Annotated in this window: 24 protein-coding genes; 17 read left to right on the top strand and 7 right to left on the bottom strand. The window is 72.9% G+C overall.

Annotated elements, in window-relative coordinates; genetic code table 11:
* Positions 1 to 228 precede the first annotated feature (228 nt).
* Together ACHUEU_RS05955 and ACHUEU_RS05950 are read left to right on the top strand one after the other, a co-directional pair.
* A complete protein-coding gene (locus tag ACHUEU_RS05955; protein WP_394214980.1) occupies positions 229 to 1,563 on the top strand; it encodes a sensor histidine kinase in 1,335 nt (444 codons plus the stop codon).
* Complete coding sequence (locus ACHUEU_RS05950; RefSeq protein WP_394214979.1) at positions 1,560 to 2,225, top strand: response regulator; 666 nt, start codon at positions 1,560 to 1,562, stop codon at positions 2,223 to 2,225. The genes ACHUEU_RS05955 and ACHUEU_RS05950 overlap by 4 nt, the downstream gene beginning before the upstream one ends.
* A 107-nt stretch (positions 2,226 to 2,332) precedes the next feature.
* Here ACHUEU_RS05950 and ACHUEU_RS05945 read toward each other — a convergent pair whose 3' ends face one another.
* Positions 2,333 to 2,881 carry an AMIN-like domain-containing (lipo)protein gene (locus ACHUEU_RS05945; RefSeq protein WP_394214978.1) on the bottom strand — a complete coding sequence of 183 codons (549 nt, stop codon included), beginning with the start codon at positions 2,879 to 2,881 and terminating at the stop codon, positions 2,333 to 2,335.
* A gap of 190 nt (positions 2,882 to 3,071) precedes the next feature.
* Here ACHUEU_RS05945 and ACHUEU_RS05940 point away from each other — a divergent pair, with 190 nt between their 5' ends.
* Positions 3,072 to 3,566, top strand: a complete 495-nt coding sequence (locus ACHUEU_RS05940; protein WP_394214977.1) for a flavodoxin domain-containing protein — start codon at positions 3,072 to 3,074, stop codon at positions 3,564 to 3,566.
* A gap of 31 nt (positions 3,567 to 3,597) precedes the next feature.
* Here ACHUEU_RS05940 and pdxT read toward each other — a convergent pair whose 3' ends face one another.
* Together pdxT and pdxS are read right to left on the bottom strand one after the other, a co-directional pair.
* A complete protein-coding gene (gene pdxT / locus ACHUEU_RS05935; RefSeq protein ID WP_394214976.1) occupies positions 3,598 to 4,200 on the bottom strand; it encodes a pyridoxal 5'-phosphate synthase glutaminase subunit PdxT in 603 nt (200 codons plus the stop codon).
* A complete protein-coding gene (gene pdxS, locus ACHUEU_RS05930) occupies positions 4,197 to 5,108 on the bottom strand; it encodes a pyridoxal 5'-phosphate synthase lyase subunit PdxS (RefSeq protein ID WP_394214975.1) in 912 nt (303 codons plus the stop codon). Before pdxS ends, pdxT begins: the two co-directional genes overlap by 4 nt.
* Before the next feature lie 181 nt (positions 5,109 to 5,289).
* Between pdxS and ACHUEU_RS05925 the strand changes: the two genes are divergently transcribed.
* The gene (locus ACHUEU_RS05925) at positions 5,290 to 6,609 is read left to right on the top strand and encodes an aminotransferase class I/II-fold pyridoxal phosphate-dependent enzyme (RefSeq protein ID WP_394214988.1); all 1,320 of its coding nucleotides are present in this window, start codon (positions 5,290 to 5,292) and stop codon (positions 6,607 to 6,609) included.
* A 9-nt stretch (positions 6,610 to 6,618) separates the two neighbouring features.
* Here ACHUEU_RS05925 and ACHUEU_RS05920 read toward each other — a convergent pair whose 3' ends face one another.
* Entirely contained in the window at positions 6,619 to 7,197 is a 579-nt protein-coding gene (locus tag ACHUEU_RS05920; RefSeq protein ID WP_394214974.1) for a sugar O-acetyltransferase, read from the bottom strand.
* Positions 7,198 to 7,382: 185 nt separating this feature from the next.
* On the opposite strand from ACHUEU_RS05920, the gene ACHUEU_RS05915 reads away from it, so the two are divergent.
* Both ACHUEU_RS05915 and ACHUEU_RS05910 read left to right on the top strand, forming a co-directional pair.
* Complete coding sequence (locus ACHUEU_RS05915; RefSeq protein ID WP_394214973.1) at positions 7,383 to 8,393, top strand: Gfo/Idh/MocA family protein; 1,011 nt, start codon at positions 7,383 to 7,385, stop codon at positions 8,391 to 8,393.
* The gene (locus tag ACHUEU_RS05910) at positions 8,387 to 9,394 is read left to right on the top strand and encodes a Gfo/Idh/MocA family protein (RefSeq protein ID WP_394214972.1); all 1,008 of its coding nucleotides are present in this window, start codon (positions 8,387 to 8,389) and stop codon (positions 9,392 to 9,394) included. The genes ACHUEU_RS05915 and ACHUEU_RS05910 overlap by 7 nt, the downstream gene beginning before the upstream one ends.
* A gap of 193 nt (positions 9,395 to 9,587) precedes the next feature.
* Here the strand turns inward: ACHUEU_RS05910 and ACHUEU_RS05905 are convergent, their stop codons facing one another.
* Positions 9,588 to 10,058, bottom strand: coding sequence for an Lrp/AsnC family transcriptional regulator (locus tag ACHUEU_RS05905; protein ID WP_394214971.1), 471 nt, complete (start codon positions 10,056 to 10,058; stop codon positions 9,588 to 9,590).
* A gap of 178 nt (positions 10,059 to 10,236) precedes the next feature.
* Here ACHUEU_RS05905 and ACHUEU_RS05900 point away from each other — a divergent pair, with 178 nt between their 5' ends.
* The 8 genes from ACHUEU_RS05900 (at position 10,237) to ACHUEU_RS05865 (ending at position 20,456) form a co-directional block, all read left to right on the top strand.
* A complete protein-coding gene (locus ACHUEU_RS05900; RefSeq protein ID WP_394214970.1) occupies positions 10,237 to 11,373 on the top strand; it encodes a thiamine pyrophosphate-dependent enzyme in 1,137 nt (378 codons plus the stop codon).
* A complete protein-coding gene (locus tag ACHUEU_RS05895) occupies positions 11,370 to 12,365 on the top strand; it encodes an alpha-ketoacid dehydrogenase subunit beta (protein ID WP_394214969.1) in 996 nt (331 codons plus the stop codon). The genes ACHUEU_RS05900 and ACHUEU_RS05895 overlap by 4 nt, the downstream gene beginning before the upstream one ends.
* A complete protein-coding gene (locus ACHUEU_RS05890) occupies positions 12,365 to 13,861 on the top strand; it encodes a dihydrolipoamide acetyltransferase family protein (RefSeq protein ID WP_394214968.1) in 1,497 nt (498 codons plus the stop codon). The genes ACHUEU_RS05895 and ACHUEU_RS05890 overlap by 1 nt, the downstream gene beginning before the upstream one ends.
* 3 nt (positions 13,862 to 13,864) lie before the next feature.
* On the top strand, positions 13,865 to 15,466 hold the full coding sequence (locus ACHUEU_RS05885; RefSeq protein WP_394214967.1) for a carboxyl transferase domain-containing protein: 1,602 nt from the start codon (positions 13,865 to 13,867) through the stop codon (positions 15,464 to 15,466).
* A 7-nt stretch (positions 15,467 to 15,473) separates the two neighbouring features.
* Entirely contained in the window at positions 15,474 to 17,522 is a 2,049-nt protein-coding gene (locus tag ACHUEU_RS05880) for an acetyl/propionyl/methylcrotonyl-CoA carboxylase subunit alpha (RefSeq protein ID WP_394214966.1), read from the top strand.
* Positions 17,523 to 17,767: 245 nt separating this feature from the next.
* Positions 17,768 to 18,229, top strand: coding sequence for a MaoC family dehydratase (locus ACHUEU_RS05875; protein ID WP_394214987.1), 462 nt, complete (start codon positions 17,768 to 17,770; stop codon positions 18,227 to 18,229).
* On the top strand, positions 18,226 to 19,221 hold the full coding sequence (locus ACHUEU_RS05870; RefSeq protein ID WP_394214965.1) for an HpcH/HpaI aldolase/citrate lyase family protein: 996 nt from the start codon (positions 18,226 to 18,228) through the stop codon (positions 19,219 to 19,221). Before ACHUEU_RS05875 ends, ACHUEU_RS05870 begins: the two co-directional genes overlap by 4 nt.
* 65 nt (positions 19,222 to 19,286) lie before the next feature.
* Positions 19,287 to 20,456 (top strand): acyl-CoA dehydrogenase family protein, encoded by a 1,170-nt coding sequence (locus tag ACHUEU_RS05865; protein ID WP_394214986.1) that lies wholly within the window; start codon positions 19,287 to 19,289, stop codon positions 20,454 to 20,456.
* A 39-nt stretch (positions 20,457 to 20,495) separates the two neighbouring features.
* Here the strand turns inward: ACHUEU_RS05865 and ACHUEU_RS05860 are convergent, their stop codons facing one another.
* Both ACHUEU_RS05860 and ACHUEU_RS05855 read right to left on the bottom strand, forming a co-directional pair.
* Positions 20,496 to 21,353 (bottom strand): hypothetical protein, encoded by an 858-nt coding sequence (locus ACHUEU_RS05860; protein WP_394214964.1) that lies wholly within the window; start codon positions 21,351 to 21,353, stop codon positions 20,496 to 20,498.
* Between the two features lie 207 nt (positions 21,354 to 21,560).
* A complete protein-coding gene (locus ACHUEU_RS05855) occupies positions 21,561 to 22,958 on the bottom strand; it encodes an MFS transporter (RefSeq protein ID WP_394214963.1) in 1,398 nt (465 codons plus the stop codon).
* A gap of 239 nt (positions 22,959 to 23,197) precedes the next feature.
* Between ACHUEU_RS05855 and ACHUEU_RS05850 the strand changes: the two genes are divergently transcribed.
* Genes ACHUEU_RS05850 through ACHUEU_RS05840 form a run of 3 tightly spaced genes read left to right on the top strand, consistent with a single transcriptional unit; the run spans position 23,198 to position 26,099 of the window.
* Positions 23,198 to 24,418, top strand: coding sequence for a thiolase family protein (locus ACHUEU_RS05850; protein ID WP_394214962.1), 1,221 nt, complete (start codon positions 23,198 to 23,200; stop codon positions 24,416 to 24,418).
* Positions 24,418 to 25,224, top strand: coding sequence for an enoyl-CoA hydratase/isomerase family protein (locus tag ACHUEU_RS05845; RefSeq protein ID WP_394214961.1), 807 nt, complete (start codon positions 24,418 to 24,420; stop codon positions 25,222 to 25,224). The genes ACHUEU_RS05850 and ACHUEU_RS05845 overlap by 1 nt, the downstream gene beginning before the upstream one ends.
* Positions 25,221 to 26,099, top strand: a complete 879-nt coding sequence (locus ACHUEU_RS05840; RefSeq protein ID WP_394214960.1) for a 3-hydroxyacyl-CoA dehydrogenase family protein — start codon at positions 25,221 to 25,223, stop codon at positions 26,097 to 26,099. The genes ACHUEU_RS05845 and ACHUEU_RS05840 overlap by 4 nt, the downstream gene beginning before the upstream one ends.

Raw genomic sequence — 26,099 nt, 5'->3', positions numbered from 1 at the left:
TGAGCTCCTGCTGCGGTCCCGACCTCCTGCCGCGCTGCGCGCCGGGTGCGGACGGGCCGCTGAGCGTCCCGGACGGGTCGATGGTGAGGTGAGCCGGCAATAGTGCCGGCCCGTCGCACCATCGGCCCGTCCCTGTCACTGTCCGGGATCGGGACTGGTCGCAACGGCTGGATCTGCTCGACCATTCGGACGATGCCGTGTGCTCTGCCTCGCCCCTAGAGTGGCGACGTGACCTCCGATCCCTCGACAGACCCAGCCGGGCCGCGCGACCCCACCGGACCCCGCGATCCCGTCGGACCCCGCGATCCCGAGGGACTCGGCACCGGCGAGCCCGATCTCGGCCCCGAGACGCCCCGGGAGACCGCCGCCGCCCTGGCCCGGACCCTGAGCGGCGCGATGCACGTGGCCTTCGCCGTGCTGCCGGGCATGGGTGCCGTGCGTGCTCATGGCACCGACGGCGTCCCACTGCCGCTCGTCCTGGTCACCACCGCGGCGGTGGTCGGGATCTACGTGGTCGCGTCCCGGGCCGCGCTGCGTCGGGGCGAGGCCGACCGCTCCGACCGGATCGATCTGCTGCTGCCCTCCCGCGGCTGGGTGCTCGCCCTCACCGTCGTGTGGATGGCCAGCACCGTCGTCTCGTCGGCGTTCGTGTGGATCGCGTTCCCGCTGTTCTTCCTGGTGCTGTTCGCGCTCGGGCGGGTGGCGGGCCCTCTGGCCCTCGGAGGGGTCACGCTGTGGGCCGTGATGGCGCCGCTGCTGTCGAAGGAGACCGGCTCGCTCCAGATCGGCGAGGTCCTGGGCCCGGTGGTCGGTGCCGCCTTCTCGCTGATCGCCCATGCGGTTTATCGTCGGCTGCTGATCGAGGCCGACCGGAACCGGCAGCTGGTCGCCCGGCTGCGCGCCGCTCAGAGCGAGCTCGCCGACTCCGAGCGTCGCAAGGGCATCGCCGAGGAGCGCCAGCGCCTCGCCCACGATATCCACGACACCCTCGCCCAGGGGCTGAACTCCATCGTGCTGCTCAGCCGCGGTGCCCGGAACGCCCATCCCGAGGCCGCCGAGTCCTTCTCCCGCATCGAGGATACCGCCCGCGAGAATCTCGCCGACGCCCGCCGCCTGGTGCGCGACCTCGCCGACCGCGCGCCCCGCACCACCCTCGAGCAGGCCCTGCGGGGCGTGATCTCCCGCGCCGAGATGCTGGGGGAGAGCCCCCGCTGGGAGCTGCGGATCGACGGGACCCCGCGAGAGCTCGCCCCCGCCCAGGTCGAGACCCTCCACCGCGCCGCCCAGTCCCTGGTGGCCAACGTGCAGCAGCACGCCGAGGCCCGGCGCTGCGTGCTGACCCTTGCCTGGTGGCCGGGACGAGTGAGCCTGGACGTGGTGGACGACGGCCGCGGCTTCGATCCCTCCACCCCCACCACCAACCACGACGGCGGCGACGGGCTGCACCTGCTGCGCGCCCGCCTCTCCCGCGCCGGCGGCAGCGTGGCGATCGATTCGGCCCCCGGGGAGGGCACCACCGTCGGCCTCACCCTGCCGACCCTCACCCAGGAGACCGACGCATGAGCAGCATCTCAGAGGCGAGGACGAGCATCCGGATCATGATGGTCGATGACCACCCCGTGGTCAGGGCCGGGCTGCGCGCCCTGCTGGAGGCCGACGACGGTATCGAGGTGGTCGCCGAGGTCGGCTCCGGCGCCGCGGCGCTGGAGGAGCTCGACGCTCTCGCGGCCGGCCCCGGCGGGACGCCGGACCTGGTGCTGATGGACCTGAACCTCGGCGACGGCATCGGTGGCATCGAGACCACCCGCCGCCTGCGCGCCGCGCACCCCGGGGTGCAGGTGCTGGCTGTGACCACCTTCGATGCGGAGGCGGACATCGTCGGCGCGCTCGAGGCCGGAGCGACCGGCTACGTGCTCAAGGATTCGCCCACGGAGGCACTGATCGACGCCGTCGGGGAGGCCGCCGCAGGTCGCAGTGTCCTCTCGCCCGAGGTGCAGCAGCGCCTGGTGCAGCGGATGAGCAACCCGCACAGCACCCTGTCCCCGCGGGAGACCGAGATCCTCGAGGCGCTCGCCACCGGAGCGACCAACCGCGAGGTCGCGAAGCTGATGTTCATCTCGGAATCGACGGTGAAGACCCACCTGGTGCACATCTACGACAAGCTCGGGGTGGACAGCCGCACCGCCGCGATCCGGGAGGCCCGGGACCGCCGCCTGATCCGCTGACCTGCGCGGTACCCCGCAGCACCGCACCTGGACAGGGTCGGACCGGCGGTCCGGGAAGGGACCGCCGGTCCGGGGGTGGCGAGCGATGGTGCGCGCGGAGCGCGGACTCACCAGCGGTGGGCCACGTCGATGACCAGGCGGGAGCCGTCGCCGGGACCGTCCAGGGTGAACACCCGCATCGGGAGTCGGGCGCGCACGCCGAGACCGATCAGGGTCTGTCCCTCGAAGGTGCCGCTGAAGGCGACCTGACGGAAGGTGCGATAGCCGGTCACGTCCACCGCGTGCGAGCGGTGGCGCGGGGAGTACGTCGCAGTGAAGTCGGCGTCGTGCGCCGGGGCCAGGACCAGGACCTCCAGATCGGCGCCGCCGCGGAGCGGGACGGCGAAGCCGGAGCCGAGCTCGGTCACGCGAGGGACGTATTTCACCGAGTATCCGGAGACGTCGCCCTCGAGATCGACGACGAGCCGGTCGAAGCAGGTGTGCCGACCGGTGCGGAGGTTCTCGATCTGGGCCGAGGACATCCCCGAGACGGATTCGGGGAGCGAGCCCCAGTAGATGCCGCAGTACGGGGCGGCGACGGCCGAGGCCGGCGCAAGCATGGCCAGACCGCACATCATGGCGATGCTGGCGAGGAGAGAGAGGATGCGCTTCTTCACGGCTGCCTCCTAGGGTGTCGGCGAAGGCCGGGTCGGCCAGGGCCGTGTACGTGCATTGTCCGCTCCTGCTCGGGAGCTATCCAGTGACCGGCTGGTCATGACACCCGGATCGTGACCTTCGCCGACCAACCGTCTGAGCGGCGAGACCTCGGTCCCGCCGGCGTGGGCCGAGCCCTGGCAGGATGTGGCCATGACCGTGCTCGTCGCCTTTGCGACCCACTCCGGAGCCACCCGCACCCTCGCCGAGACCCTCGCCGCCGCGCTGCGCGCCGATGAGCTGGAGGTGGACCTCGTCGACATCGCGGAGGACCCGGACCCGAGCAGCTACGACGCGGTGGTGCTGGGCTCCGGGGTGCGCATCGAGGCGATCGAGAAGCCCGCCGCCGCCTGGGCGCAGACCCACCGCGCACAGCTCGCCGGGCGCCCCTTCGCCTTCTTCTCCTGCTCCGGCTCCGCCGCCGACCCGGCCAAGGGCGGCACGCAGAAGGCCACCGACACCTTCCTCGCCCGCTTCCCCGTCTCCCCGGTGGCGGTGAAGAACTTCCCCGGCTGGGTGCTGATGGACCGGATCCCGGTGCACGAGCGCGTGCTGCTGACGTCCATGCGCACCCCGACCGGCGACTTCCGCGATCTGCCGGCCGTGGAGGCCTGGGGCCACGAGATCGCGCCGCTGCTGCGCGGCTGAGGCTCAGGAGCCGTGAGGCAGCCGCTGCGGCTCAGCGGCAGCGCACCTGCTCCAGGAGCCGCCGATGGAACCGCGACTCCCCGGTCGCCTCGGGGTGGAAGGCGAGACCCTGCACCCTGCCCTGCTCGGCGGCGACGATCCGCCCGTCGGGCAGGGTGGCCAGCGCGCGTGCCCGGGGCCCGAGCTGCTCGATCAGCGGAGCACGGATGAAGGCGGTGCGCACCGCCGGCGGGCCCAGGGCGGGGACCTCCAGAGCGGTCTCGAAGGAGTCGGACTGACTGCCGAAGGCATTGCGCCGCACCGTCACGTCGAGCCCGCCGAGGGTCTCCTGACCAGGTGTTCCATCGAGCAGCCGGTCCGCCAGCAGGATCAGTCCGGCGCAGGTGCCCAGCACCGGCAGCCCGTCGGCGATCACCTCCCGCAGCGGCCCGCGCAGGCCGGTGATCCGGGCGAGGCGGTCCATCACCCCCGACTCCCCGCCCGGCAGCACCAGGGCATCGATCGCGACGAGCTCCGAGGCCCGACGCACCAGCGTGACGACGGCACCGAGCTCCTCCAGCAGCCGGGCATGCTCGCGCACATCGCCCTGCAGCGCGAGCACCCCGATCCGTGGCCCGGGGCCGCCGGCGCTCACCAGCCGCGCTCGGCCAGGCGGTGCGGGGCGGGGAGGTCGGCGACGTTGAGGCCCACCATCGCCTCGCCGAGCCCGCGGGAGACCTCGGCGATCACGGAGGGGTCGTCGAAGAAGGTGGTCGCTCGGACGATCGCGGCGGCGCGCTCGGCCGGATTGCCGGACTTGAAGATCCCGGAGCCGACGAAGACCCCGTCGGCTCCCAGCTGCATCATCATCGCGGCATCCGCCGGGGTGGCGACACCGCCCGCGACGAACAGCACCACGGGCAGCTCTCCGGCCTCGGCGACCTCCTTGACCAGGGCGTAGGGGGCCTGCAGCTCCTTCGCCGCGAGATACAGCTCGTCCTCGCTCCTGGCGGCCAGCGCCCGGATCTCGGCGTTGATGGTGCGGATGTGCTTGGTGGCCTCGGAGACGTCGCCGGTGCCCGCCTCGCCCTTGGAGCGGATCATCGCCGCGCCCTCGGTGATGCGGCGCAGGGCCTCGCCGAGGTTCGTCGCGCCGCACACGAAGGGCACGGTGAAGCGGTGCTTGTCGATGTGGTGGACGTAGTCTGCCGGGGAGAGCACCTCGGACTCGTCGATGTAGTCCACGCCCAGCTCCTGCAGCACCTGTGCCTCGACGAAGTGGCCGATGCGGGCCTTGGCCATCACCGGGATCGAGACAGTGTTGATGATTCCGTCGATCATGTCCGGGTCGCTCATGCGGGAGACGCCGCCCTGGGCACGGATATCGGCCGGGACCCGCTCGAGGGCCATCACGGCGACCGCGCCGGCGTCCTCGGCGATCTTCGCCTGCTCGGCGGTGACGACGTCCATGATGACGCCGCCCTTCATCATGTCGGCGAGGCCGCGCTTGACCGTGCCGGTGCCGGTGGTGCTGCCGGGGGTGGTGCTGTCAGTGGGATTCATGGGGTGTCCTCGTCGCTCGCGCGGCGCGGGCCGCCAGCGTCCGGCTCGTCGACCCTCCCTGCACCACATTGGCCTAGGCCAAAACGTAGCACGGCACGGGTCGCGGGGCGAGGGGTGGTCCGCGCCGCGGCCGGTATCCTCGCGGCCCGCCTAGACTCGAGCGGATGAGCACGGAGGAGAGCTGGTGATCCGCGGCGGGACCGCGGCGGAGATCGCCGACAGCGTGCGGGCCCTCGTGGACCGCGGGGAGCTGATCCCCGGGCAGAGCCTGCCCTCCGTGCGAGCCCTCGCCGAGCAGCTCGGGGTCAACCGCAACACCGCCGTGGCGGCCTACCGCAGCCTCGCCCGCACCGGGGTGGTGGTCTCCCAGGGGCGCGGCGGCACGCGGATCGCCCGTCGCGCACCCCTGGCGCAGGAGGGCTTCGCCGCCGCCGGCACCCTGCGCGACCTCGGCACCGGCAACCCCGACCCGCGGCTGATCCCGGATCTCGCACCGGGCCTGGCCGCCGCGGCCGGACGCCCGGTGCTCTACGGGGAACCCGTCATCGACCCCGACCTCGAGCACTGGGCACGGGACTGGATGGCCCCCGACGTCCCGGGAGACCCCGCCGCCCTGCACATCACCCTGACCAGCGGCGCCGTCGACGCCGTGGAACGGCTGCTGTCCCAGGCGCTGATCCGCGACGACGCCGTGGCGCTCGAGGACCCCTGCTTCCTGGCCAGCATCCAGATCGCCCGCCTCGGCGGATACCGCGCGGTCCCGGTCCCCGTCGACGCCGAGGGCATGACCGTCGAGGGTCTCCGGGCGGCCCTCGAGCAGGGGGTGCGTGCGGTGGTGAGCACCCCGCGGGCCCAGAACCCCACCGGCGCCTCGCTCAGCGCCCGCCGCGCCGCTGCGCTGCGCGAGGTCCTCGCCGACCATCCCTATGTGCTGGTGATCCAGGACGACTACTTCTCCTTCCTCTCCCGGCGACCCTTCCACTCGATCATCGGTCCGGGGAATCGGCGCTGGGCGCTGCTGCGCTCGGTCTCGAAGTTCGTCGGCCCCGACATGTGCCTGGCCGTCACCGCCACCGACCCCGACACGGCCGGCCGGCTCGCCCTGCGGCTCAGCCCCGGCACCACCTGGGTCAGCCACCTGCTGCAACGGCTCACCCACGCCGTGATGACCGATCCCGAGGCGCTGGCCCTCATCGAGAGGGCGGGAGCGCACTACGCCGCGCGCAACCACGCCTTCGCGGACCGCCTCACGGCACAGGGACTGCCGGTGGAGGCCGGGGACGGGATGAGCCTGTGGGTGCCGGTCCCCGCCCCCGCGCGGGAGATCGCGGAGCAGCTGAGGCGTCGGGGCTGGCTGGTGCGCACCGGGGACGGATTCCGGCTCGCACCCGGTGCGGAACCCTCCCGTCACCTGCGGATGACCGTGCACGACCTGGACGAGGAGGCGGCGGAGCGGCTCGCGGCGGATCTCGTCGAGGCGGCGGGGGCGAGCGCCGGCTGAACGCCGGGCTCAGACCTCGCGCAGCACCCGGGCCGGATTCCCGACGGCGACCACGCCCGCCGGCACGTCCCTCGTCACCACGGCCGAGGCGCCGATCACCGCGTTGTCCCCGATCCTCACCCCCGGCAGCACGGTGACTCCGCCGCCGAGCCAGACGTTGTCCCCGATGACGATCGGCGCGGCCCGTTCCCACCGCTCCCGCCGAGGCCGGGGCTCGGTGGGATGGATCGGCGTGAGCAGCTGGACGTTCGGACCGATCTGGCAGTCGTCGCCGATGGTGATCGGGGCGACGTCAGCGGCTGTGAGGTGATAGTTCACGAAGGTGCGCGCGCCGAGGGTGACGTTGCTGCCGTAGTCCACCGCGAACGGGGGCCGCACCACGGTCCCCTCGCCGAGGCCGCCCAGCAGCTCGGCGAGCAGGTCGCGGGCCTGCGGGGCGTCCTCGAGCCAGGCCCGGTGATACCGGTCGGCCAGGCGGGCGGCGGCGAGCTGGAGCGCGCTCAGCTCCTGGTCGGAGACGTACCACTCGCCGGCGAGCATGCGCTCGCGCTGGGTGCGGGGATCGGCCGGGTCCGGGGAGGCGGTCATGCGAGGAAGCGTAGTGGGCGATACGTCCCGGTGCGGCGCCCGGGCCGTATTCCACAAGGTGGTTGCATAAATTGTCGGTGCTGGTAGCGTGCTCTCATGCAGGGCATCGCGACCGCTCGGTGGTCGCCGGCCGGGCAGCCTCGACCGGGGCGCCGGCGCCCTCAGTGAGGAAGGACCGCTCGCGCATGACCACCTCTCCACCTCCCGCCTCGCCGGCCGCCCCGGGTCCGCTGCGCGTCGGTATCGTCGGCACCGGCGGGATCGCCCGCGCCCACCTGCCCGGCTGGGCCGAGGTCGGCGCCGAGCTGCACTGCCACAGCGAGGCCGGGGCCCAGCAGTTCGCGGCCGAGGCCGGCGCCACCGCGCACGACAGCCTCCAGCAGCTGCTGGCCGTGGTGGACGTCGTCGACATCTGCACCCCCACCCCCTCCCATCCCGGGATCGTGCGGGCCGCGCTGGATGCCGGCCGGGACGTGCTGTGCGAGAAGCCGCTGTCCCTGGATCCCGCGGAGGCCCGCGAGCTCGTCGACCAAGCCGACCGTGCCGGCAGGCTGCTGTTCCCGGCGCATGTGGTGCGCTACTTCCCCCAGTACGCCGCGGCTGAGCGGGCGATCGACACCGGCGCCGTGGGCACCCTCGCGGTGCTGCGCTTCGAGCGCACCGGCGTCCTGCCGGACCGCTCCTGGTACGCCGACGACGAGCTCTCCGGCGGCATCGTCATGGACCAGATGATCCACGACATCGACCAGGCGCTGTGGATGGCCGGGCCCGTGCAGCGGGTCTTTGCCCAGCAGTCGATCGCCGCCACGGACAGCACTGTGCGCACCGCGCATGTGGTCCTCACCCACCATTGTGGTGCGCTCTCCTATTGCCGCGGCTTCTGGGGCCCGCCGGGCACGCAGTTCCGCTATGCCTTCGACCTCGCCGGGGACGCGGGGCTGCTGCAGTACGACAGCGCCGGGGATCCGGGGGTCGTGTTCGACACCGTCGCCTCCGCCCGCCACGCCGCCGGGGACGGCTTCCTGCCGGACGTCTCGGCGGTGAGGGACCCCTACACGGCCGAGATCGTCGACTTCGCGACCGCGCGTGCCGGAGGCGCTCCCGCCCGGGTGGCGGCGGCCGACGGCGCCCTGGCCGTGGAGATCGCCCACGCCGCCCTCGAGTCCCTGCGCACCGGACGGAGCATCGCATGCTGACCGCACGACCCACCGACCCCGCTGCGCCGCTCAAGGTCGCCCTGATGAGCTGCGCCCACACCCACGCCGGCTCCTATGCCGCCCTGCTCGAGTCCCGCGCCGACGTGGAGCTGGTGGTCGCCGATCCGGACGGCTACGGCGATGTGCGCGGGGTGCGGCTGGTCCCCTCCTACGCCGATGCCTGGGAGGCCTGGCCCGAGGGTCCGGACGCGATCGTGGTCACCAGCGCCAACGCCCACCACAGGGACCTCGTGCTGGAGGCCGCCCGCCGCGGCGTGCACGTGCTGTGCGAGAAGCCGCTGGCCACCTCCGTGCCCGATGCCGAGGCGATGGTGGCGGCCTGCCACGAGGCCGGCGTGGTGCTGATGACCGCCTTCCCGGTGCACTTCTCGCCCGCCGTCCAGGCGCTGCGGACCGCGGTGGCCGAGGGCGCGCTCGGTGAGGTGATCGGCCTGACCGGCACCAACAACGGCAAGCTGCCCACCGCCCGGGACTGGTTCACCGACGTGGAGCTCGCCGGCGGCGGCGCGATGGTGGATCACACCGTCCACCTCGCCGAGATCCTCGACTCCGTCCTCGGCCCGCCCGCGACCGTCCACGCCACCACCAACCGCATCCTGCACGCCGACCGGGCCGGGGAGGGCGCCGAGACCGGCGGGCTGGTCACGCTCACCTTCGACTCGGGCGTGGTGGCGACGATCGACTGCTCCTGGTCGCTGCCCGAGGACGCCCCCACCTGGGGCGGGCTGCGCCTGCAGGCCCTCGGCACCGGCGGTCAGCTGCAGATCGATGCCTTCGCCCAGCACGTGGGCGGGCCCGGGCAGTGGCTGCCCTACGGGAGCGACCTGGACGCCCTGCTGCTGGACGCCTTCCTGGGGGCCGTGCGGGACGGTCGGGCGGTGGATCCCACCGGTGAGGCGGGGCTGCGCACCGTCCGCGTGGTCGCCGCCGCCCAGGAGTCCGTGCGCACCGGCCAGCCGGTGGCGCTCGCGGAGGTCTGACCCGGACTCCCGCGGCGTGCGGACTTCCGACCCGGACTCCCGCGGCGACGGTGCGGTCCTGAGGGCCTGTCTGCCCAGGGTCCGATCCATGTCAGGTGCCGCTTTCCCCTCCGCATGACGGCACCTCACATGGAGTGGTCGCACGGGAGGGCTGCCTCGCGCTGCTCGCGCTGATCGGGCTGCCCGGCGTCGCTCAGCGGCGCAGGTCGCGCTCGAGCACCGGCGCCAGGCGGAAGGGGATCAGCTCGCCCATCGCCAGCGAGGTGTCGGTGCGGAGCACGCCCTCGCAGCCCAGCACCAGCTTGTTGACCCGGTAGAGGTCATCGGTGTCGCGGCACACGCAGCGCACCAGGATGTCGTGCAGACCGCTCATCCCGTGCACCTGCACCACCTCGGGGATCTCCCGCAGCTGCGCGATCACCTGCTCGAGCCGGGGCTGGTCCACCTGCGTCTCCATGAACGCGGTGAGCGGATAGCCGAGCGAGGCGGCGTGCAGGCGCCGGTCGTAGCCCTGCAGCGCCTGGCCGGCCTCGAGCGCGGCCAGACGCGACTGGACGGTGTTGCGGGACAGGCCCAACCGCTCGGCGAGGGAGACGATCGTGGAGCGGGGGTTCTCCGTCATGGCCAGCAGAAGCCGACGGTCGGTGTCATCCACGGTGTGCATACTGCATAATTCTACGGGACCGGAGCCTCTCAGAGTGTGCATTCTGCTGAAATTTCTTGGTATTCGTTGTGCGCTGTGCACTCCGGACGTAACGTGGGTCACGACGACGACGTCATGGCACCCACCCGGTGCGGACGTCGCATGCGCTCACCAGGCGCTGCGGATTCTGGAGGTCCGAATGTTGACGACCACGTCAGCTCCCGACCACGACCTGGTCGCTGGACTCGACACGCCCCTGCACGTCCTCCGCGAGGACGGCACCCGACGCCCCGATGCGACCCTGGACCCGCTGTTGGATGACGTGGACCTGGAGCTGCTGACGAGCCTGTACCTGGACATGGCCGTGGTGCGCGCGATCGACGACGAGGCCGTCGCCCTGCAGCGGCAGGGCGAGCTGGGCCTGTGGCCGCCGCTGCGCGGCCAGGAGGCCGCCCAGGTCGGTCTGGGTCGGGCCCTGCCGACCACGGACTTCCTGTTCACCTCGTACCGCGAGAACGCCCTGGCCTGGTGCCGGGGGGTGGGCCCGGGCGAGATGCTCGCCGTCTGGCGCGGCACCACCCTGTCCGGCTGGGACCCCTTCGCCCACCACATGGCCACCCCGCAGGTGATCATCGGTGCGCAGACCCACCACGCCGTCGGCTATGCGATGGCCACCCAGGCGCAGGGCAAGGACGACCTCGCCGTCGCCTGCTTCGGTGACGGCGCCCTCAGCCAAGGGGACACGAACGAGGCGATGGTCTTCGCGGCGTCGTTCCGCGCGCCGGTGCTCTTCTTCTGCCAGAACAACCACTACGCGATCTCCGAGCCGGTCGACGTGCAGGCCACCGTCCCGATCGCCCTGCGGCCCACCGGATTCGGCATCCCCTCCCTCCGGGTCGACGGCAACGACGTGCTCGCCGTCCGGGCGGCCAGCCTGCTCGCCGCCCAGCACATCCGCGCCGGCAAGGGGCCGATGTTCATCGAGGCCGTCACCTACCGCCTCGGGCCCCACACCACCAGCGACGACCCCACCCGCTACCGAGAGGAGAAGGAGCTCGAGCACTGGCGTCGGCGCTGCCCGGTGGGGCGGCTGGAGCGGCATCTCGAGCAGCTCGGCGCCTCCGTCGATGACCTGCGCACCGAGGCGGAGCAGCGCAGCGGGGAGGCCACCACCGCCATGCAGGAGGCGGTGGCCGCACTGCCCCGTCCGGCACCGGAGAGCATGTTCGAGAACGTGCTGGCCACCGAGCATCCGGGCCTGCTGCGGCAGCGGGAGCAGTTCCGCGCCTTCACCGACTCGCTGGCCCCGGAGCAGACGGAGGGGGCATCGGCATGAGCACCACCATGACCATGGCCGCCGCAGTGAACGCCGCCCTGCGCGACTCCCTCGAGGCCGATGAGAACGTGGTGCTCATCGGCGAGGACATCGGCACCCTCGGCGGCGTCTTCCGCATCACCGACGGGCTGCAGGAGCGCTTCGGCGCCTCCCGTGTGATCGACTCGCCGCTGGCGGAGTCCGGGATCATCGGCACCTCCGTGGGCATGGCCTACCGCGGAATGCGCCCGGTGTCCGAGATCCAGTTCGACGGCTTCGTCTACCCCGGCTTCGACCAGATCGTCGCCCAGGTCGCCCGTCTCCACTACCGCACCAGCGGCGCGGTGCGGATGCCGCTGACCATCCGGATCCCCTTCGGCGGCGGCATCGGTGCCGTCGAGCACCACTCGGAGAGTCCCGAGGCGTACTTCGCGCACACCCCCGGCCTGCGGGTGGTCACCGTCGCCGACCCCCAGGACGCCTACTCCACGATGCGCGCCGCGATCGAGTGCGACGACCCGGTGATGGTGCTCGAGCCCAAGCGCCGCTACTGGTCCAAGGGCGAGGTCGACACCTCGGTGACCGCCGATCTCTCTTCCGCCCGGGTCCTGCGCACCGGCAGGGACGCGACCCTCGTCGCCTACGGGCCGTTGGTGGTCACCGCGCTGGAGGCGGCGGTCGCCGCGGAGGACGACGGCATCGACCTCGAGGTCATCGACCTGCGCTCCCTGTCCCCGCTGGACCGGGACACGGTCGCCGCGAGCGTGCGCCGCACCGGTCGCCTGGTGGTCGCCCACGAGGCGCCCGGCAACGTCTCGGTCTCCTCCGAGGTGATCACCTCCGCCATCGAGGACTGCTTCGCCCACCTGGAGGCCGCCCCCGAACGGGTGACCGGCTTCGACATCCCCTACCCGCCGGGTGCTCTGGAGGACCACTACCTGCCCGGCATCGACCGGATCCTCGACGCAGTGGATCGCACCCTGGGTCGACGCAATTCGAGGGAGGCCGCCTGATGAGTGACTTCATGCTCCCGGACCTTGGAGAGGGCCTCACCGAGGCGACGATCGTGACCTGGAACATCGCCGTGGGTGACGAGGTCACCCGGAACCAGGCGATCGCAGAGGTGGAGACCGCCAAGGCGCTGGTCGAGCTGCCCAGTCCGCGGGCCGGGCGCATCACCGCCCTGTACGCCACGGAGGGGGAGACCCTCGCCGTCGGCGCGCCCCTGATCGGTCTCGAGGAGGCCGGTGCGGCGCCCGCCGGGTCACCCGCACCGGCCGAGTCCGCGGCGTCACCGGCGTCTGCCGAGTCGCCTGCACCGGCCGAGTCCGCGGCGTCACCGGCGTCGGCCGAGCCGCCTGCACCGGCCGAGTCCGCGGCGTCTCCGGCGTCTGCCGAGCCGCCTGCACCGGCCGAGTCCGCGGCGTCACCGGCGTCGGCCGAGTCGCCTGCACCGGCCGAGTCCGCGGCGTCTCCGGCGTCTGCCGAGGCGGCCGGGTTCTCCGGGGCTCCGCAGCGCCAGCAGGTGCTGGTCGGGTACGGGCCCATGCTGCCCGGCACCGGACGGCCTCGCCGCCGGCCGCGCTCCTTCGAGACCGTCCCGTACGTGGGCCGCAGCGCGCAGGAGGCCGCCCACCCCACCCCGAGAGCCATGCCCCCGGTGCGCCGCCACGCCCGTGACCTGGGCGTGGACCTGACTGAGGTGCACGGGACGGGACCCGGCGGCAGGATCCTCCGCACCGACGTCGACGCCTGCGCGCAGGGTGGGACCAGCGCCCCCGGTGGTGCCGCCGCGCAGGACGGTGCCGGGAGCAGTCGCGGGCCGGCCTCCACCCGCCGACCCGTCACGGGACTGCGCCGCGAGACCGCTCGCGCCATGGCCGACTCCGCCTTCACGGCCCCGCACGCCTCGGTGCACACCACCCTCGACGTCACCGACACCCTCGAGCGGCTGCGCCGCCCCGACCGGGACGGACGGAGGACGTCCTTCCTGGCCGCGGTGTGCCGGGCGATCGTCCCGGCCGCTGCCCGGACCCCCGCGGCCAACGCCCGCTTCGACGCCGAGGCCGGGGAGATCGAGCTGTTCGAGCAGGTCTCCCTCGGCGTGGCCGTGGCCACCGAGCGGGGACTGGTGGTCGCCACCGTCCCCGATGCGGACTCCCTGGAGGGTGCGAGCCTCACCGAGCAGATCGCCGAGCAGGCCGGGAAGGCCCGCGAGGGCTCCCTCACCCCCGCGGAGCTGACCGGCTCGACGCTCACCGTCACCAACGTCGGCGTCTTCGGTGTCGAGGGCGGGGTACCGATCCTCAACCCCGGTCAGAGCATCATCCTGGCGATCGGGGCCCTGCGCACCCAGCCCTGGGAGCATCATGGGGAGGTGGCCCTGCGCACCGTCGTCACCCTCACCGTCTCCTTCGACCACCGGGTGCTCGACGGCGCGGAGGCCTCCCGGTTCCTGATGGACGTCGCCGACGTCCTGTCCGACCCCGCGATCCTGCTGACGAGGTAGTCCATGGACGTACTGCGCACCGCCGTCGCTGCGGACGATGCCGCCGCCGACCGCGCCGCGGCGATGGAATCCCTGGTCGCCGAGCTGCGGCGGCGTCTGTCCGTCGCGGCCGACGGCGGCTCGGCCTCCGCTCGGCAGAAGCACCGCGCGCGCGGCAAGCTGCTGGCCCGTGAGCGCATCGACCGGCTGCTCGATCCGGGCACGCCCTTCCTGGAGATCGCGCCGCTGGCGGCGGAGGGGATGTACGACGGGGCCGCCCCGGGCGCCGGGGTGGTCGCCGGGGTCGGGATGATCCAGGGACGGCACTGCCTGGTCCTCGCCAACGACGCCACCGTCAAGGGAGGCACCTATTTCCCGATGACCGTGAAGAAGCACCTGCGGGCCCAGGAGATCGCGCAGGAGAACCGCCTGCCCTGCGTGTACCTGGTGGATTCCGGCGGCGCCTACCTGCCGATGCAGGACGAGGTGTTCCCCGACCGCGACCACTTCGGGCGGATCTTCTACCACCAGGCCCGGATGAGCGCCGCGGGGATCGCGCAGATCTCCGCCGTGATGGGCTCCTCCACCGCGGGCGGCGCCTACGTGCCGGCGATGAGCGACCAGACCGTCATCGTCCGCGAGCAGGGCACGATCTTCCTGGGCGGACCGCCGCTGGTGAAGGCGGCCACCGGCGAGGAGGTCAGCGCCGAGGACCTCGGCGGCGGGGTGATGCACACCGAGGTCTCCGGCGTCGCCGACCACCTCGCCGAGGACGATGAGCACGCCCTGTCGATCCTCCGCGACATCGTCGACACCCTCCCCGACCCCGACCCCGTCCTGCCCCGCCGCGAGTCCCGCGAGCCCGCCGTGGACCCGGCGACCATGGGCGAGGCCGTGCCGGCGGATCTGTCCACCCCGTACGACGTGCACGAGGTGATCGCCAGGGTCGTGGACGCCGGCGAGTTCTCGGAGTTCAAACCCACCTACGGCACCACCCTGGTCACCGGCTTCGCCCGGATCCACGGCCACCCCGTCGGCATCGTCGCCAACAACGGGGTGCTGTTCAGCGAGTCCGCGCTCAAGGGCGCCCACTTCGTCGAGCTCTGCGATCAGCGCGCGATCCCGCTGGTGTTCCTGCAGAACATCGCCGGGTTCATGGTGGGGGCCGAGTACGAGCGCGGCGGCATCGCCAAGGACGGCGCGAAGATGGTCACCGCCGTCGCCTGCGCCCGGGTCCCCAAGCTCACCGTCGTCATCGGCGGCTCCTTCGGCGCGGGCACCTACTCGATGTGCGGCCGCGCCTACTCGCCGCGGTTCCTGTGGCTGTGGCCGAACGCGCGGGTGTCCGTGATGGGCGGTGCGCAGGCCGCCGCCGTGCTCGCCACGGTCAAGCGCGACCGGATCGAGGCGGGCGGCGGCACCTGGAGCGAGCAGGAGGAAGCCGAGTTCACGCGCCCCATCATCGAGGAGTACGAGTCCCAGGGCAGCCCCTACTACTCCACCGCCCGGCTCTGGGACGACGGGGTCATCGAGCCCGCCGACACCCGCACCGTGCTGGGCCTGGCCCTGGACGTCGTCTCCCGCGCCCCGCTGGCCGAGCCCAGCCACGGCGTCTTCCGGATGTGAGGTACTGATGATCGACGCTGTCCTGATCGCCAACCGCGGCGAGATCGCGATGCGGATCCTCCGCACCCTGCACCGGCTGGGCCTGAGAGGCATCGCCGTGCACACCGACGAGGACGCCGGCGCCGCCCATGTGGCTGCCGCCGACCGGGCCGTGCGCCTCAGCTCCTACCTCGACGGCGCCGAGATCATCGCCGCCGCGCGGGCCACCGGGGCCCACGCCGTCCACCCCGGCTACGGCTTCCTCGCCGAGCGCGCCGACTTCGCCCGCGCCTGCGATGAGGCCGGACTGGTGTTCATCGGCCCCTCGGCCGCCGCGATCGAGACCATGGGCGACAAGATCGCCGCCCGCGCCGCGGTCACCGCCCGCGACGTGCCCGTCGTGCCCGGCATCGCCGATCCCGGGCTGGACGACGCCGCCCTGATCGCCGGTGCCGCCGAGATCGGCTTCCCGGTGCTGGTCAAGCCCGCCGCCGGCGGCGGCGGCAAGGGGATGCACGAGGTCACCACGGCGGAGGAGCTGCCGGCCGCGCTCGCCGCCGCCCGCCGCGAGGCCGCCGGGGCCTTCGGTGACGACACCCTCTTCCTCGAGCGGTTGATCACCGCGCCCCGCCATATCGAGGTGCAGGTCCTCGCCGACAGCCACGGCAACGTGATCCACCTGGGCGAGCGCGAATGCTCGCTGCAGCGCCGTCACCAGAAGGTGATCGAGGAGGCGCCCAGCCCCTCCCTCACCCCCGCGCAGCGCGAGCGCTTCGGGCAGGCCGCGGTCGCCGCCGCCCGCGCGGTGGACTACCGCGGTGCCGGCACCGTCGAGTTCATCGTCGACGGCAGCGCCCCCGAAGAGCCCTTCTTCCTCGAGATGAACACCCGGCTGCAGGTCGAGCACGCCGTCACCGAGGCCGTCACCGGGATCGACCTGGTCGCCGAGCAGCTCCGCATCGCCGACGGCCGGCCGCTGTCGCTGACCCAGGACCAGGTGCACCTGGAGGGCCACGCGATCGAGGCCCGCGTCTACGCCGAGGACGCGGCCGCAGGGTTCCTGCCCACCGGCGGTACGGTGCTGGCCCTCGCCCTGCCGGAGCACGTGCGCGTCGACCACGCCTTGGAGCTCGGCACCACCGTCTCCAGCAGCTACGACCCGATGCTCGCCAAGGTGATCGCCCATGCCCCCACCCGCACCCAGGCGCTCGCCGCCCTGGACCGGGCCCTCGCCGCCACGCATGTGCTCGGCGTGGTCACCAACACCGGCTTCCTGCGCTCCCTGCTCGCCCTGGAGGAGGTGGCCCGCGGCGACCTGGACACGGGACTGATCCAGCGCCGCCTGCCGGAGCTCACCCCGCCCCCGGCCACCGCGCAGACGCTCGCCGTCGCGGCCCTGCTGCACTGGGACCAGGTGGCCCGCTCCCGGCCCGACGACCTCTGGCACCGCCCCTCCGGCTGGCGGCTCGGGCGGGCCGCACCGTTCCTGGTGCGCCTCGAGCGGCACGACGGCCAGCCGCAGGAGATCGTGCTGACCGGTACCCCGGGCCGCGCCCGGGCCCGCCTCGGCGAGGTCGAGGTCGATCTCGCCCTGCACGCCGGCGCCGTCACCGTCGACGGCTGCCGGCTCCCGCTGACCCATCACACCGCCGAGGAGGCGGTATGGATCGGGCTGCCGGGCGAGGACCGCGAGCTGACCCTGCACCGCCGCCTCCACAGCGCCACCGGACAGGGGACGGCACCGACGCTCGACTCGCCGATGCCCGGCACCGTCACCACCGTGCTGGTGGCCGACGGGGACCGGGTCGTCGCCGGGGAGCCGGTGCTGGTGGTCGAGGCGATGAAGATGGAGCACACCCTCCGCGCCCCCGGCGACGGCATCGTGCGCCTGCACGTCGGGGCCGGGCACCGGGTGGCCCGCGGCGAGGAGGTCGCCCAGGTGCTGTCCGAGGAGTCCGCGGACGCCCCGGACGACGGTGCGCCTGCCGAGGCGCCCGATCCCGCATCCGCCGCCGGCCGGGACCCGGCCCCCACGCACCTGTCCGCCCCACTCACCCCGCAGGAGGCCCGCTCATGACCGACCACGCCCACACCCACGGACCCGTCCCCGGTCCCGGCGCTGATTCCGTCCACGAGCCGGCCCCCGGTCATGATCCCGTGCCCGGTCCCGGCGCCGACTCGGTCCACGAGCCGGCCCCCGGCCACCAGCCGGTGCCCGGCCCCGGTGCGGATTCGGTCCACGAATCGGCCGTGGGCCCCCGGTCCGGGGCGGGCCCCTCCGCCCCGGACCTCCCCGACGGTCCCCGCATCGTCCAGCGCGGGATGTACGCCGATGAGCTGCAGATCGGTGCGACCTACGCGCACCGGCCCGGCCGCACCATCAGCGAGGCGGACAACGTCCTGTTCTCCACCATGACGATGAACCCGCAGGCCCTCCACCTCGATGCCGCCTGGAGCGAGACCACCGAGTTCGGGCAGCGCCTGGTGAACTCGATGCTCACCCTCGCGACCGTCGTCGGTGCCTCGGTCGCCCAGATCACCCAGGGCACCCTGGTGGCGAACCTCGGCTTCGGGGAGATCTCCTTCCCCCGCCCGCTGCACCACGGCGACACGCTCTACAGCGAGACCACCGTGCTCGGTGTCCGCGCCTCCGGCTCCCGGCCCGGTCAGGCGGTCGTCTCCCTCGTCCACACCGGCCGCGACCAGCACGGCGAGGTCGTGGTCCGCGCCGCCCGCACCACTCTCATGCACTACCGACCCACGCCCGACCAGGAGATCCCATGACCATGACGCACGAGCACCTGACACCCGGCAGCCGGGTCACCTGCCGCGAGCGGCACGGCGCTCCGGACGCCCACCCGGGCGAGGGCCACGAGACCTTCCCGCTGGGCCCCTCCCTGCTGTTCTGCCCCGGCGATCGGCCCGACCGCTTCGCCAAGGCCGCGGAGCGGGCCGACGCCGTGATCCTCGATCTCGAGGACGCCGTCGCCCCGGAGCACAAGCGTGCCGCTCGCGAGGCCGTCGCCGCCCACCAGCTGGACCCGGCGCGCACCATCATCCGGGTCAACGCCCCCGACGGGCCCGACGTCGACGCGGACCTGCGAGCACTGAGCGCGCGCCGCCCCCGCTGGGTGATGCTGCCCAAGGCGAGCAGCCTCTCCGCCGTGGACCGGCTCGTCGGCGCCCTGCCCGGCGTGCGGGTGGTGGCGCTGTGCGAGACGGCTCGCGGCATCCTCGCCGCCCCCACGCTGGCCGCCCACCCGGACGTGGCCGCGCTGATGTGGGGCGGGGAGGACCTCATCGCCTCCCTCGGCGGCACCTCCTCCCGCCACGCCGACGGCAGCTACCGCGACGTGGTCCGCCAGGCCCGCTCCAGCGTGCTGCTGGCCGCCCGCGCCCACGGCCGCAGCGCGATCGACGCGATCCACACCGACCTCTCCGACGAGGACGGCTGGCGCGCCGAGGCCGAGGACGCCGCGGCCAGCGGCTTCACCGCCACCGCCTGCATCCATCCCGCCCAGGCCGCCGCCGTCCGGGCCGCCTATGCGCCGAGTCCCGCCGAGGCCGCCTGGGCCCGCGGGATCCTCGCCGCCGCCGAACGGCACGGCACCGGAGTGTTCGAGCACGAGGGACGCATGGTCGACGGACCGATCCTGCGCCATGCCCGCTCGCTGGCCACCCGCGGCCTCGCGAGCGCCCTCGACCCGCAGGCCCCGGCCCCGCACAGCCCTGATCAGCACCGTCGTGATCAGCACCGCCCCGCGCAGGACTCATGAGCACCGCAGCCCCCGAGAAGGAGACCTCTGTGAGCACCACCCCCACGCCCCCGCCCGGCACCGACATGCTGAGCGAGGAGCACCAGCGCCTGGCCGCGCAGGTCCGCGAGTTCGCCGACGAGGTCGTCGCCCCCGCCAGCTATGAGTACGACACCGAGCGGCGCCTGCCGATGGAGATCATCGCCCAGATGGGACAGCTGGGACTGTTCGGGCTGCCGATCTCGCGCGAGTACGGCGGGCAGGGCAGGGACTACCTCTCGCTGTGCCTCGCGGTGGAGCAGCTGGCCAGGGTGGACCAGTCCATCGCCGTCACCCTCGAGGCCGGACTGGGCCTCGGCGCGATGCCGATCCTGACCTTCGGCACCGACGCCCAGAAGGAGCGCTACCTGCCGGCCCTGGCCCGCGGTGAGGAGCTCGCCGGCTTCGGGCTCACCGAGGCGGACGCGGGCTCGGATGCCGGCGGCACCCGCACCACCGCGCGGCTCGAGGACGGCCGGTGGGTGATCGACGGGACCAAGCAGTTCATCACCAACTCCGGCACCCCCATCACCTCCCTGGTGACCGTCACCGCCGTCACCGGGCAGCGTCGGCGCAGCGACGGGTCCAGCACCCCGGAGCTGACCAGCATCATCGTCCCCACCGACACCCCCGGGTTCACCGTCCTGCCCGGCTACGACAAGGTGGGCTGGCACACCTCCGACACCCACCCGCTGCTGCTCGAGGACGTGCGCGTGCCCGAGGAGAACCTGCTGGGGGAGCAGGGCCGCGGCTTCTCCAACTTCCTCACCATCCTCGACCAGGGCCGGGTGGCGCTGGGCGCGCTGTGCGTGGGCGCCGCCCAGGGCTGTGTCGAACAGGCCGTGGACTACGCCCAGCAGCGGGTGGTGTTCGGGAGGACCCTCGGCGAGAACCAGCACATCGCCTTCACCATCGCCCGCATGCAGTCCCGCACCGCGGCCGCCCGCGCCGTCGTGCACGAGGCCGCGCGCCGCCTGGATGCCGGGATGCCCTTCAGCAACGAGGCCTCCATCGCCAAGCTGGTCAGCAGCGAGGCCGCCGTCGCCAACGCCCGCGACGCCTGCCAGATCTGGGGCGGCAACGGCTTCATGAACGAGAACGTGGTGGCCCGCCACTACCGCGACTCGCGCATCCTCGAGGTGGGGGAGGGCTCCACCGAGGTGCAGCTCGGGATCATCGCCAAGCATCTCGGGTTCCCGAACGCGCTGACCGGGTGAGGGCGTCCGCGGGCCGCGGCGTCGAGACGCCGCGGCCGCTCAGCGGTCGATGAAGGGGTCGCTCGAGGGCTCGGGGAAGCGTGCCCGGAGGAACTCCGAGTGCACGTCCAGGCTGCGGGTGACGCCGGCGACGATGTCGTTCTCCAACCGATCGATGCTGCCTGCGAGCACGGTCAGCTGCTCATCGATGCGGTGCAGGTTCTCGATCGCCCGCTCCCGCGCCTCCTCGGTGGTGGTGGGATCGAGGAAGCCGACGGTGTCCTCGAGGGCATCGACGAGGTCCGGGACATAGCGGTCGGCCATCCCCTCCAGCAGCATCACGTCGCCGTCCGAGGCGCGGCGCGACTGGATGGCCGCGGAATCCAGCACGGCATCGATCCGCAGCAGCAGCGTCTCGGCGCGGTGCAGGATCTGCGAGACCGTCGAGCCGCGGGCCCGGCGCTGCATCCGCTGCAGCCGTCGCCGCTGCTGGCGCGAGTCCTTGACGACCTTCTCGAGCATCGTGCGGGTCGCGGCGGGGATCTCGGTGGTGCTGCGTCCCAGACGCACCGGGCGCGGTGCGCGGTTGCGCAGCAGGTACGCGCTGCCGCCCCCGACGACGGCGGCGATCCCGAGCCCGGCCAGCAGCGGGCCGAGCAGTCCGGCACCGCCCACCAGGCTGCTCACCCCGAGGGTGACGAAGCTGCTGAGACCGATCACGCCGGCGAGCACGCTCGGCACGCCGTGGGTGAGCCAGCGACCACGGCGTCGGCGCGGCACGACCGCCCTCGAGAACGGGGCGTGGACCTTCCCCTCCAGCGGGCGCTGCCCCGGTGCCCACGGTGCGGCGCGTCGCGGGACCGGGACCCGGGGGGCTGCCGAGGCCCGCCGGGCGGAGGGGTCGGGGTGCGGAGGCATGCCGGTCCGTCGCACCGGCTGCTGCCGTGGCGGTCGGTTCTGAGCATTCATGGGCATCCGCGGACCTCTCGGCGGGAGCTGAGGGCGACGACGGACTGTCTCCGCCGGTCTCCGCGAGGGTGGCCTCGGCTCCTCGCCATCGACGGCTTCCAGGGTATCGCGCGGCTCCGGGAAGCGGCTGGGGGCTATCCCCCGACCCGGTGCGGCTCACTGGCCGCGCTTGACCTCCGCGGCGAGGGCGGCGTCCTCCGGATGCTCCTCCAGGTACTCCCGCTCGGCGTCCTCGACGTGGAGGTCCTTGCCCTCGATCGACTTGGGCACCATCGACACGGCGATGAACGAGATCAGCCCGAGCACCGCGATGTAGACACCGATCGTCCACCCGGATCCGGTCCGGTTCAGCAGCAGCTGCGCGATCATCGGCGCGAAGGCGCCGCCGACGATGGAGCCGAGGGCGTAGCCGATGGACACCCCCGAGTAGCGGACCCGGGCCGGGAACATCTCGGCGTACAGCGCCGACTGCGGGCCGTAGGACGGGCCCAGACCGACGGTCAGCAGCACGATCGCCAGGGTGAACAGGGGCAGGGAGGCGGTGTCCAGCAGGAACCACATGGGGATGGCCCACAGGATGATGATCCCGTAGCCGATCTGGAAGGTGAGGATCTTGCCGATCCTGTCGCCGATCCACCCGCCGAACATCGTGAAGACCAGCCAGCTGACGCCGCCGATGAAGCTCGCGATCAGCGTCGAGGTGCGGGACATGTCCAGCACGTTGGACCCGTACGAGGCGAAGAAGGCGATCACCAGGTAGCCGGCCGCGTTGTTGGCCGCGAAGATCAGCGCCGCGAGGATGACGTTCTTCTTGTGGTCGCGCAGCAGGACGCGCAGCGGGGCGGCGGATTCCTTCTTCCGCAGCTGCATCTCCTTGAAGACGGGCGACTCCTCGACGGCGCGACGGATGATGTAGCCGATCAGGATCAGCACCGCGGAGGAGATGAACGGGATCCGCCAGCCCCAGGTCTGGAAGGCCTCGGCGCTCATCGAGCTGGTCAGGATGGTCATGAAGGCCGTGGCCAGCAGCATGCCGATCGGCACGCCGATCTGCGGGTAGGAGCCGAAGGCGCTGCGCTTGTTGCGCGGAGCGTGCTCGACGGACATCAGGGCCGCGCCGCCCCATTCGCCGCCGGCGGAGAAGCCCTGCACGACGCGCAGCAGGATGAGGATGATCGGTGCCCAGATGCCGATGGTCGCGTAGGTGGGCAGCAGGCCGATCAGGGCGGTGGCACCGCCCATCCCCACCAGCGTGATGACCAGGACCATCTTGCGGCCGAGCCGGTCACCGAGATGACCGGCGACGACGGCGCCGAGCGGACGGAACAGGAAGCTGATGCCCAGCGAGGCCCAGGAGATGACCTGGGCGAGGCCGGGGTTGTCGTCGGCCACCGGGCCGAAGTACAGCGGCGCCAGCACGAAGGCGGCCGCCTGGGCATAGATGAAGTAGTCGTACCACTCGATGGTGGTGCCTACCAGGGTGCTGGCCAGCACCTTCCTCTCTTCGGCACTCCGTCTCGGGGCAGGGGCAACATCGTTGTCGCGGGTACTCATCGGACGCTCCTGTCGCGGCGTCGGAGGTCTCGCGCCTCGATGCACGGGACCCTGGGGGCATGACCGAACGTTCGGTCGATATCGGAGTGTAGGACATGGGCGGTGCGATCCCGCAAGTCCCGCGCGCTCGTTTGACCGACCTGCCCCGGGATGGGACTCTGGGCGCACGAAGTGAATGAACGGTCGGTAAGCGATGGCGGCATCGGTCCGTGTCGTCGGCCGAGGACGGAGGACCCGACGTGTCAGAAGCATTCCTGGTGGGCGGGGCGCGCACGCCCGTCGGGCGCTACGGCGGCGCCCTGTCCTCCGTGCGCCCGGACGATCTGGCCGCACTGGTCGTGCGCGCCGCCGTCGAGCGCGCCGGCATCGACCCCGGCGCGGTCGACGAGGTGATCCTCGGCAACGCCAACGGCGCCGGCGAGGAGAACCGCAATGTGGCCCGCATGGCCTGGCTGCTGAGCGGATATCCGGACGCGGTCCCCGGCATCACGGTGAACCGTCTGTGCGCCTCCGGCATGAGCGCGATCCTCATGGCCTCGCAGATGATCCGCGCCGGGGACGCCGACCTCGTCGTCGCCGGCGGCGTGGAGTCCATGTCCCGCGCCCCCTGGGTGATGGAGAAGCCCGCGAAGCCCTTCGCCGGGCCCGGGGCGGTGTTCGACACCTCGATCGGCTGGCGCTTCACCAACCCCGCGTTCCTCTCCGGGCAGTACTCCCGGGACGGGAAGGCCACCTACTCCATGCCCGAGACCGCCGAGGAGGTCGCCCGCCGCTACGGGACCAGCCGCGAGGACTGCGACGCCTTCGCCGCCCGCTCCCATCAGCGGGCCCTGGCCGCGATCGACGCAGGTCGCTTCACCGCGGAGATCGCCCCGGTCACCGTGACCGACCGCAAGGGTCGCGAGACCGTGGTCGGTGACGACGAGGGGCCGCGACCCGGCTCCACGCCCGAGGTGCTCGCCGGGCTGCGCCCGGTGGTGCCCGGCGGCTCCGTGGTCACCGCCGGCAACGCCTCCTCCCTCAACGACGGCGCCTCCGCCATCGTGGTCGCCTCGGAGGCGGCGATCGAGAAGCTCGGCCTGCGGCCCCGTGCCCGGGTGCTCGCCGGTGCCTCCGCCGGGCTGGCGCCCGAGATCATGGGCATGGGTCCGGTCCCCTCCACCCGGAAGGTGCTCGAGCGCACCGGGCGGGCGGTGGAGGATCTCGCGGCCGTCGAGCTCAACGAGGCCTTCGCCTCGCAGTCCCTGGCGAGCATGCGGGAGCTCGGGCTCGACCCCGCCACCGTGAACAACGACGGTGGTGCCATCGCCCTCGGTCATCCGCTGGGCTCCTCCGGCTCCCGCATCGCGCTGACCCTGCTGGGGCGGCTGGAGCGGGAGGCGGGTCCCGGCGACCTCGGCCTGGCCACGATGTGCGTCGGCGTCGGCCAGGGGTCCGCGATGCTGGTGGAGGCCGTCTGATGAGCAGCGACGCCCCGCACCGTCCCGCGCTGGACCCGGCGGGCTTCACCGCCCTGCGGCTCGAGGAGCGCGAGGACCGGCTGCTGGCCCGGCTGGACCGGCCGGCGGTGAAGAACGCGATCGATCAGACCATGGTCGACGAGCTCCACGCCGTCTGCGCCCATCTCGAACGCACTCCCAAGATCCTGGTCCTGGCCGGCACTCCGGCCGATCCGCAGAGCGGGGCGAAGGGCGTCTTCGCCTCCGGGGCGGACATCTCCCAGCTGCGTGAGCGGCGTCGCGACGATGCGCTCGCGGGCATCAACTCGACCGCCTTCGAACGCATCGCCGCACTGCCGATGCCGGTCATCGCCGCCCTCGACGGTCACGCCCTGGGCGGCGGCGCGGAGCTCGCCTATGCGGCCGACTTCCGGCTCGGCACCCCGCAGCTGCGGATGGGCAACCCGGAGACCGGGCTCGGCATCATCGCCGCCGCCGGCGCGATGTGGCGCCTCGCCGAGCTCGTCGGGGAGCCGACGGCCAAGGAGATCCTGCTGGCCGGCAGGATCCTCACCGGCGAGGACTGCCTGCGCATCGGCCTGATCACCGAGCTGGTCGACCCCGTCGAGCTGCTCCCCGCGGCCGACGCGCTCGCCGATCGGATCGCCGCACAGGACCCGCTGGCCGTGCGCCTGTCCAAGCAGGTCTTCCACGCCCCGCGCGAGGCGCATCCCGTGATCGACACCCTGGCCCAGGGGATGCTCTTCGACTCCGACGCCAAGTTCGACCGCATGCAGGCATTCCTCGACCGGAAGAAGGCACGATGACCGCTCCGTCCCCCTCTCCGTCGGCCGCCTCCCTGCCGGGAACGGTCGGCGTCCTCGGCGGTGGCCGCATGGGTGCCGGCATCGCGCACGCCTTCCTGCTCGGCGGTGCCGACGTCCTCGTCGTCGAGCGGGACGCCGCGGCGGCTGCGGCGGCCCGGGAGCGCGTCACCCGCTCCACGCACGCCTCGCAGGAGCGCGGACTGCTCGCGGGCTCCGTCGAGGGAGCCCTCGCCCGGCTGCGGGTCTCCGTGGACGCCGCGGACTTCGCGGACCGCCGCCTGGTGGTCGAGGCGGTGCCCGAGGACCGCGCGCTGAAGGTCGCCGCCCTGCAGCGCGCGGAGAGCCACCTGCGCCCCGACGCCGTCCTGGCCTCGAACACCTCTTCGCTGTCTGTGACCGACCTGGCGTCAGCGCTGCAGCGCCCGGAGAACTTCCTGGGCCTGCACTTCTTCAACCCCGTCCCCGCTTCCGACCTGATCGAGGTGGTGGTGGGGGAGCGCACCGGTGCGGAGCTCGTGGACGCCGCCCGGGCGTGGACCGAAGCGCTCGGGAAGATCGCCGTCGTGGTCCGGGATGCGCCCGGCTTCGCCTCCTCGCGCCTCGGGGTGGCGATCGCCCTGGAGGCCATCCGCATGGTGGAGGAGGGCGTCGCCGCGCCCGAGGACATCGACAACGCCATGGTGCTCGGCTATCGGCACCCGACGGGTCCGCTGCGCACCACCGACCTCGTCGGGCTCGATGTGCGGCTGGGGATCGCCGAGCACCTCGCCTCCACCCTCGGGCCCCGCTTCGAGCCGCCGCAGCTGCTGCGCGACAAGGTCGCCCGCGGCGAGCTCGGCCGCAAATCGGGCAGCGGGTTCTTCGGCTGGAGCTGA

This window comes from Brachybacterium vulturis (assembly GCF_043641765.1).
Classification (GTDB): Bacteria; Actinomycetota; Actinomycetes; order Actinomycetales; family Dermabacteraceae; genus Brachybacterium; species Brachybacterium vulturis_A.
The sequence above is the reverse complement of the archived record's forward strand: the minus strand, read 5'-3'. Positions and strand labels throughout refer to the sequence as shown.